The following is an 8,768-nucleotide window of genomic DNA, read 5'->3' on the forward strand; positions in this document are numbered from 1 at the left end:
CCAGGCAAATTATCATTTATGAGAATTCTAATATATGAGAATTTAGAAATGCGCAAGGGTCCAAGGTAAGATGCCCGACCAACGCCGCATGCCGAGATCCCTGAATGCCTTCAGCTCTACCCCAGCTTGACCGTGCAGTAGTGGGCCAGCGCCTGCGCCAGGTGCGCAAGGCGCGCCAGATGACCCTCAAGCAATTGTCCGAAGCCAGTGGTGTGCCGCTGTCCACGTTGTCGAAGATGGAACTGGCGCAGGTGTCGGTCAGCTATGAAAAACTGGCCGCTGCTGCGCGGGCGCTGAATGTCGATATTGCCCAGCTGTTCCGCGCCAGCGGCACGGTCAGCGCCCCGGTGCCGGTGACCGTGGTGGTTGACTCACTGCCCGCAGCGGCGGGTTATTCGACCGGCACCTACGACTATTATCCAATTGCCGGGGATTTCCCCGCGCGACGCATGACACCGGCTTATGCCCGCATCATCGCCCGGGAACGCGGCCAGTTCGACGATTTTATCCGCCACCCCGGGCAAGAGTTCGCGCTGGTGCTGAGCGGGCGTGTGCGCATCGAGTTCGAGACCGGCGAAGCGGTCAGCATCGGGCCGCAGGAGACGGCGTATTTCGACAGCCAGGTGGGGCACATCTACCTGTCGGAAAGTGATGACGGTGGTGATGCCCATGTCATGGTGGTGATGACTGATCGTTGATCGGTCACGCCCGCCCAAGGCAAACCCGGTTATAACCTAATAACGAACAAGTCTATTTGGCTATAAAAAAATCTATATGCTGACTGGCATCCGATAACGGGCAAAGTTGGGCAGTCGAGTAGCGTATGGATGTAGGTTCTTTCGGTTTCACCATTGCTGGCCTGGTCGTGGGCTTCATCGTCGGTATGACCGGCGTCGGTGGCGGCTCGCTGATGACCCCGATCCTGTTGTGGTTTGGTATCCACCCGGCGACCGCTGTCGGTACCGACCTGCTGTATGCAGCGATCACCAAGGCCAGTGGCGTCTGGGTGCATGCGCGCAACAAGAACATCGACTGGAAGATCACCGGCCTGCTCAGCCTGGGCAGCGTGCCCGCAGCGGCGCTGACCCTGTGGTTCCTCAGCACCCTGCACACCGACACCTCGGCGCTCAACGCCATCATCAAGCAAGGCCTGGCGGTGGTGCTGATCCTGACCGCGCTGGCCATCCTGTTCAAATCGCGCCTGCAGGCCTTCGCCAGCCGCCATGCCGGTGATCACTACCACCTCAGCGACCGTAGCCTGAACACCCTCACGGTGCTGACCGGCGTGGTGCTTGGAATAATGGTCACCCTCACCTCCATCGGTGCTGGCGCCCTGGGTACAGTGGCGCTGTTCCTGCTGTACCCGTTCCTGGTCACCCGTCGCCTGGTCGGTACCGAAATTGCCCACGCCGTGCCACTGACCTTGGTAGCAGGCCTGGGCCACGCGGGCATGGGCAACATGGATTGGTCGCTGCTGGGCTACCTGCTGCTGGGCTCGCTGCCAGGCATCTATCTGGGTAGCCACCTCACCGGGCGAATCTCCGACCGCGTGCTGCGCCCTTGCCTGGCAACGATGCTGCTGCTGATCGGTTACAAGCTGGCGTTCTGAGCCTTAGCCCAGGCGCAACCGCCACTGCCCGGTAAAGCTCAGTTCCAGACGTGACAGCGGCAGCACGTCAATTCGCTGCCCGGCACTCATCGGACACCCAAGCACCTGTACCAGCATGGCGCGTATGACCATCGGGTGGGTCACGGCCAGCCAGTCACCCGGCCTGTCAAAGGCCGCCAGCCAAGCGGCCAGGCGCTGGCATAGCGCAGCGAACGACTCGCCACCATGCACGGCACTGGCCGGATCCCGCAGCCATTCTGCCAACGCCTGCGGTTGCTCGGCTTGTAGCTGCTTCAACGACAAACCCTGCCAACGCCTAAGGTCGCAATCGGCCAAGCCCGGCTCGACCTGTACCGCCCCCGTTAACCACGCCGCCGTCTCGCAGGCCCGCCGCTCTGGCGCACTCAGCAGTTGCACGCCTGATCGGTCGGCGTCTGCCTGTCGGGCTAGCGGCAGGATGCCATCATCCGTATGGTGCAGGCGCCCGTTCTTCTGGGCCTGGGTCAGGGCATGGCAAATCAGGGTCAGGCGGATGGCTTTCACCAGGCATTTCTCGCAGCGGGCTGGGGTGCATGGTTTAGCACGCTGCGAGACGTTTGGCTGCAACAATGTCGCCGGCCATTCGCGATCCGGTTGACTTGCGATTGGGCCGCAGAGCGGCCCTTTGGATCAGAAGTTGATATTCAGCGCAGCAAACACCGCCCTGCCCGGCTGGTTATACGTGTTTGCCCCCGAGCTGCTGGCGTTGCCGCCGCGCAGGATCTGCTTGTCGAAGACGTTGTTCACGCCCACCCGCACGTCGTAGTTGGCATTGAACTTGTACCCGGCGCTCACGTCCACCAGGCCATAGGCCTCGACGTCCTGCTGGGCGGTCTTGTCGTAGTCCTGCTGGGTGCGGTAGTTGTAGGTCGGCGATTTTTGCTTGCCGAAGTAAGTACCCGCTACCTGGAATGACAGCTGCTCGGTGGCGCGCCAGTCGAGGCTGGTGTTGACGGTATATTCCGGGATCACCGACAACGGCTCGCCCGTTTCGCGATCATCGTTGTCGAGCATCCAGGTCAGGTTGGTGTTCCAGTCCAGGGTCGGGGCCAACTCGATGAAGAAGTTGCCTTCGACACCTTCCACCCGCGCCTTGCCGGCGTTGTCCCACTGAGTCACACGGCTGCCGGTACCCATGGTGTAAAGCACATCGGTATCACCGATGATCTTGTTCTTGTAGTCGTTGCGGAAGTAGGTGGCACTGGTGCGCCAGGTACCCCGGTCGTACAGCAGGCCGATTTCCTTGTTGACGCTGATCTCGGGCTTGAGGTCGGCGTTGCCCTGCAGGTAGCAGCCGCCATTGTTGGTCTGTTGCACGCTGCAGCCATTACCGCGGCTGTACAGCAGGTAGTTGGGGTTGGACTGGTACAGGTTCGGAACCTTGTAGGCACGGGCGATACCACCTTTTACCGACAGCGCTTCGGTGAGCTTGTGCGACAGGTTCAGGCTGGGGCTGAAGTTGTCACCGAAGGTTTCGTGGTGGTCAAAACGCAGGCCCGGCGTAAGGGTGGTGTCGCCAACGATGATGTTGTCTTCGACAAACAGCGCATAGCTGCGTGCGGTCATCTTCGAGCTGCTGCGATCGAAGCCGACAAGGCCGTCATTGTGGGTGGGGTCGGAGCTTTGCGGGCGCAACGAACCTTGGTCGTTGAGGGTTTCGTACAGGTACTCGCCACCCAAGGTAAGCACATGTTCTGTGCTGCCCATGGCGAACGGCAGGTTCACCTCACTGCTCAGGCGTGTGTTACGCAAACGGGACATGGCCCCACCTTCGTCGCTTGGGGCACCTTCGGTGCGGCCAGCCAAGCCCTCGTTAAGGCGCCAGTTGCGTACGTATTCGTAGGCCAGTGTGGTCTTGCTGGTACCCCAGGTGAAATCACCGAGGTGGGTCAGGTCATAAGTACTGCGCTGCATCACGTTGGTTTCGTGGCCGTAGAGGCTGGAGACGAAGTCGACGTCTCCGCCGCCGTTGCTGTTCATGGTGTCGCCGGCAAAAATGTTGCCCTGACGGCTGTAGCCGGCACTGGCTTCGAGGCGGTGCTCGTCGTTCAGTTTCCAGCTGAGCAGGCCGTTGATGTCCTTGTTGCGAACGCCTTCTCGCCCCGCAACCAGGGCGCTGGTGGCATGCCCGGCGTTGATGTCCAGATCGTCGGCGTCAGTCTTGGCCAGGCCACCGTACAGGCGCACACCCAGGTTATCGGTCAGGCCGCCACCGAGGTTGAAGTTGGCTCGCCGGCTGGCGCCTTCTGCGCTGTCTTCGGGCAGTTGCGTGTACAGGCTGACGCTCCCTTTCAGCTCGTCGGAAGGACGCTTGGTGATGATATTGACCACCCCGCCCATGGCGCCGGAGCCGTAGCGTGCGGCGGCCGGGCCACGCAGGATCTCGATGCGCTCGACCGCTTCGGCCGGCACCCAATTGGTTTCACCCCGAGTATCACGGTCACCGTTCCAGCCATAGCGCACAGCGTTGCGCGCGCTGGATGGCTTGCCGTCGATGAGGATCAACGTGTTCTCCGGGCCCATGCCGCGCAGGTCGATCTGCCGGTTGTTTCCGCGTGCGCCACTGGCACTGTTGCCGGTCAGGTTAACCCCGGGCTCGCGGCGGATGATGTCGGACAGGTCATTGGCCGGTGGGTGGCGCTTGATGTCCTCGGCCGTGATGATCGACGTGCCCAGGGCCTGTCGCGCCTCGCGCTCGGCGGTGATCAGGGTGTCCTGGATCACCAGCGCGTTGTCGGCGACGGGCGCTTCCACTACCTCACCCGCACGCAGCTCCTCAGACTCTGCCGCAGTCGCCAGCATGGACGGCGACGCCAGCGCGACGAACGCCAGGGCCAGGCTGTTGGATGAAGTTCTGCACTGCATGGGTACATCTCCTGCGATTCATGAGCGAAAAGGCACATCCCTGTCGGAAACCGGGAGCCCTCGCCCACCGGCCCCGCACTCAGTTTGGCGGCCAACAGGGGTGGTAAATATAGAGAGTCGCAAATGCGAGTAAATCTTATTTACGAAGTTTACATGTTTGTAACTGAACTTTGCTGAACCGTGATCTTTGGCACAGCGAGGCTCGCGAGCCTCCCTGTGGGAGCAACGGTCTTGCTCAACATTTGATAAGCCTTCGCGCTCGCCTGTAGGAGCGGGTTTACCCGCGAACACCGGCGAAGGCACCCTATGACGGAATGACCACCCTGCATTCATGGACAGTTCAGTCATGTCCGCAGGCTGTTGCTGCCATCCACCTATCCGATTTGCATCCTGTGTGCAGGCATCTACAGTTTCGACGTACAACGCTGCGGAGAGACCAGATGCGTGGCGATGACAACAGCTGCGCGAACACTGCCAAAAGCCCGCCGAAGATGCCCCGCAGTATCTGGGCGCTGGGCTTCGTGTCGATGTTGATGGACATTTCCTCGGAGATGATCCACGCCCTACTGCCCCTGTACATGGTCAGTGTGCTCGGCGCTTCGGTGATAGCGGTGGGGCTTATCGAAGGAATCGCCGAGTCGACTGCATCGTTCACCAAGGTGTTCTCTGGCGCCCTCAGCGACCGACTGGGTAAACGCAAGCTGCTGACAGTGATCGGCTATGGCCTGAGTGCGCTGATGAAGCCGGTATTTCCCATGGCCCCCGGACTTGAGTGGCTGACTGCGGCACGCTTCGTCGACCGTGTCGGTAAAGGCATTCGGGGGGCACCGCGTGATGCACTGGTGGCCGATGTTACGCCGGTCGAGCTGCGCGGCGCGGCGTTCGGCCTGCGTCAGGCGCTCGATACCGTGGGCGCTATCCTCGGGCCATTGCTGGCGATCGTGTTGATGTGGCTGACAGCGAGCCATTTCCAGACCGTGTTCTGGGTAGCTATTATCCCGGCGTTCGTGGCGGTGTATATCCTAGTTGCCTTCGTTCACGAACCTGAAGCCTCAGCTATGGGGCGTCCGGTACGCTCACCGTTGGCACTGCACGCGCTGCGGCGCCTCGGGCCGGTCTATTGGCGCCTGATCGGTCTGGCCACGTTGTTCACCCTCGCCCGTTTCAGCGAGGCGTTCTTGCTGCTGCGGGCTCAGAACATAGGCCTGACACCGCTGTGGGCGCCGGCGGTACTGGTATTGATGGCGATGGCCTACTCACTGTCGGCCTACCCTGCCGGCGTGTTGTCGGACCGAGTGGGGCGCCGTGGCGTGCTGATGGCCGGGCTAGGCCTGCTGATCACTGCCGACCTGCTGCTGGCCCTTTTGCCAGGATGGGTGGGGCTTGCCTTTGGGGTAACGGCCTGGGGCCTGCACCTGGGCTTCAGCCAAGGCATCTTCTCTGCCATGATTGCCGACAGCGCCCCCGCCAACTTGCGCGGTACCGCCTTCGGCCTGTTCAACCTGCTGACCGGTGCGGCGCTGCTGATAGCCAGCGTGGTTGCCGGATTGCTATGGGAGAGTGCGGGGTTCCAGGCAACCTTCCTGGTGGGTGCAGGGTTTGCCGTCACCACCCTTGCAGGACTGACGCTGCTGCGCTGAACCTGGCTAGCCTGGCGGTTCACGGCTGCGGCGCACGCAGGTTGAACAGTTCCATCCTGTAACCCGAACGCTCCCGCCGCAGAGGCCGAACGCCTGGCCAGGGAGCGCCGCCTGCCGGTGAAGGCGTTCGAGTGGTTCGGGTCACCAAGGATGTCGGCAATGCACGCAGTGAAGGGGCCAAGCTGATCGCGATGCTGGATGGCGATCTCCCCCTCAAGCCGAGCTAGGCCAGCGCAGCCTCCTGCTCCAGCAACGACCAACCGCCATGCCCATCCACCTCAAGCCGGTGAGTATGGAACGCTGCCAGCGTGCTGCGGTGGCCGACACTGACCAGCAATGCACTTGGCATTTCCGAGCGCAACAACGCATACAGGGCATGCTCGAGCCCCTCATCCATCGCCGAGGTGGACTCGTCGAGAAACACCACCTCAGGCCGGTTGAACAGTACCCGGGCGAACGCCAGACGCTGCTGCTCGCCCACCGAGAGGATGTGTGACCAGTCACAGCTGACGTCCAGACGCTCGGCCAGGTGGGCCAGGTTGACCTGGCGCAATGCCTGCTGCATGAGCAACTCATCCTTGGAATTGCTGGCTGCCGGGTAGGCAATGACGGTACGCAAGTCACCCAGCGGCAGGTACGGGCGTTGCGACAGGAACAGTGCCTGATGCCCCGTTGGCCGCCTGACCTTGCCTTCGGCATACGGCCAAAGGCCCGCCAGGGCACGCAGCAGCGTGGTTTTACCACTGCCCGATGGCCCTTTGATCAACAACGCCTGACCGGCGTGCAGGCTCAGGTCCAGGTCGGCGATAAGGGCATGTCCGTCCGGGCGCAGTACCTGTAATCCCGCAATCTGCAGCGCATGCGCCTGGTCTTCGGTCGTGACGCGCGGCAACGCACTTGCCTGCTGGTTGGCATCGAGAAAGCCGGTGAGACGGTCAAGGGTCGCGCGGTACTGCGCGAACGCATCGTACGACTCACGGAAGAACGACAAAGAATCCTGCACCTGCCCAAAGGCCTGGGAAGTTTGCATGACGTCGCCCAGCTTGATCGCCCCACTGAAGAAGCGCGGCGCCTGAAGAATGAACGGAAACACAACGGCCACCTGACTGACACCCAAGTTGAAGCCACTGAACTTCAAGTTCCGGTACACCAATGCCCAGGCATTCACGATCAAGGCAGCAAAACGGCCGAGCAACGTGCCCCGCTCGACTTGCGAACCTTGGTAGAAGGCAATGTTCTCGGCGTTCTCACGCAGACGCATCAATGCGTAACGGAAGTTGGCGGTGAGTTTCTCGTTGAGGAAGTTAAGCCGGATCAACGGGCGCCCAAGACGGAAGGCGACCCAAGTGGCGACGATGACATACAGGTAAACGGCAAATACCATCGCCCGAGGGATCTCTACGCCGGCCACCGTCAACGGTGCCGACAACCCCCAGAGGATGCCGGTGAACGCCACCAGCGAAACCAGCGCACTGACTGCGCCTAGGGCAAGGGTGACCGAGTTGGTGACGAAAGCGTTAACGTCCAGTTCGATACGTTGGTCAGGGTTGTCCACTGGCTCGGCAAGGAACTGGCCACGGTAATAGGCATCGCCCTGCATCCAGTCGTGGGTCAGGCGCTCGGTCAGCCAGACCCGCCACTTGATACTGAATGCCTGGCTGACATAGAAGGTGAACAGCGAGCGCAGCACATGGATGGTGGCCAGCACCCCGAAGACGCCGAGCAGATACCAGAACGCCGCCTGGTCAAGGCCCTGCAAGGCGCTGTAGAAGCCGTTGTACCAAAACGAAAACAGCACGTTCAGGCGAACCGAAAACAGCGTCAGGACCAGCAGCAGGGCAAACACCAGCAACGGCCGCCAACTGCGCCTGAAACTGAAATAGGGCCCGGCAAGCTGCCAGAACTGGCTGCCCCAGCGTGTACAACTTACGGCCAGAGTTGCGGCTGCGGTGAAGCTGACAAGGGTGATGAACGAGGCGATTGCCAGCCAGCTTAGGCTCTCTTGCAGGGCCTGATGCCAGTTCATTTCCATGGTAAGTATCCGTGCTGAGTATTTCCGCGAGCGTAGCATTACGCTGTCATTCGTCAGGTATAAATGACGCACATTTCATGATTTGTAGGAGCGGGTTTACCCGCGAACACCGGCAACGCCGGTGCCATTTACGAAGCTGCCTGCTCCCGGGATTCAAGCAAGCCCAGTTTTTTTGCCCACAAAGACAAAACCCCTACCTGCATGTGCAGATAGGGGTTTTGCGAAATGAATCTTGACGATGACCTACTCTCACATGGGGAAACCCCACACTACCATCGGCGATGCATCGTTTCACTACTGAGTTCGGGATGGGATCAGGTGGTTCCAATGCTCTATGGTCGTCAAGAAATTCTGTTGCCAGAATGTCCAGATGGACAGCCCAGCGAATTCGGATATGCGATATTTGCGAAGCTCTTGTGTAAAGCACGAATTTTCGGGTCTTTCGTCTTCACCACCACAATCTGCGTAGCAGATTGCTTGGGTGTTATATGGTCAAGCCTCACGGGCAATTAGTATTGGTTAGCTCAACGCCTCACAGCGCTTACACACCCAACCTATCAACGTCGTAGTCTTCGACGGCCCT

6 protein-coding genes and 2 rRNA genes are annotated in these 8,768 nt (G+C 60.8%); 3 read left to right on the forward strand and 5 right to left on the reverse strand.

Translation table 11 applies throughout. The annotated features are described in order from the left end of the window. Nucleotides 1-104: 104 nt before the first annotated feature. Nucleotides 105-698: a helix-turn-helix domain-containing protein gene (locus I8746_RS05870; protein ID WP_012053085.1), complete on the forward strand. Its 594-nt coding sequence runs from the start codon at nt 105-107 to the stop codon at nt 696-698. A gap of 125 nt (nt 699-823) precedes the next feature. Next, nucleotides 824-1,609 carry a sulfite exporter TauE/SafE family protein gene (locus tag I8746_RS05875; RefSeq protein ID WP_003250191.1) on the forward strand — a complete coding sequence of 262 codons (786 nt, stop codon included), beginning with the start codon at nt 824-826 and terminating at the stop codon, nt 1,607-1,609. A 3-nt stretch (nt 1,610-1,612) separates the two neighbouring features. On the opposite strand, the gene I8746_RS05880 is transcribed toward I8746_RS05875, so the two are convergent. Both I8746_RS05880 and I8746_RS05885 read right to left on the reverse strand, forming a co-directional pair. Then, on the reverse strand, nt 1,613-2,152 hold the full coding sequence (locus tag I8746_RS05880; protein WP_221100286.1) for a histidine phosphatase family protein: 540 nt from the start codon (nt 2,150-2,152) through the stop codon (nt 1,613-1,615). A 126-nt stretch (nt 2,153-2,278) separates the two neighbouring features. After that, a complete protein-coding gene (locus I8746_RS05885; RefSeq protein ID WP_221100287.1) occupies nt 2,279-4,513 on the reverse strand; it encodes a TonB-dependent siderophore receptor in 2,235 nt (744 codons plus the stop codon). 440 nt (nt 4,514-4,953) lie between these two features. On the opposite strand from I8746_RS05885, the gene I8746_RS05890 reads away from it, so the two are divergent. Beyond that, on the forward strand, nt 4,954-6,153 hold the full coding sequence (locus I8746_RS05890; RefSeq protein WP_221100288.1) for an MFS transporter: 1,200 nt from the start codon (nt 4,954-4,956) through the stop codon (nt 6,151-6,153). 223 nt (nt 6,154-6,376) lie between these two features. On the opposite strand, the gene I8746_RS05895 is transcribed toward I8746_RS05890, so the two are convergent. The 3 genes from I8746_RS05895 to I8746_RS05905 form a co-directional block, all read right to left on the reverse strand. Continuing rightward, nucleotides 6,377-8,185, reverse strand: coding sequence for an ABC transporter ATP-binding protein/permease (locus tag I8746_RS05895; RefSeq protein WP_221100289.1), 1,809 nt, complete (start codon nt 8,183-8,185; stop codon nt 6,377-6,379). A 230-nt stretch (nt 8,186-8,415) separates the two neighbouring features. After that, a 5S ribosomal RNA gene (gene rrf / locus I8746_RS05900) occupies nt 8,416-8,531 on the reverse strand. A 142-nt stretch (nt 8,532-8,673) separates the two neighbouring features. Next, nucleotides 8,674-8,768: ribosomal RNA gene (locus I8746_RS05905) — 23S ribosomal RNA — on the reverse strand; the annotation flags it as partial.

It is taken from the genome of Pseudomonas sp. USTB-Z, from assembly GCF_019691255.1.
Classification (GTDB): Bacteria; Pseudomonadota; Gammaproteobacteria; order Pseudomonadales; family Pseudomonadaceae; genus Aquipseudomonas; species Aquipseudomonas alloputida.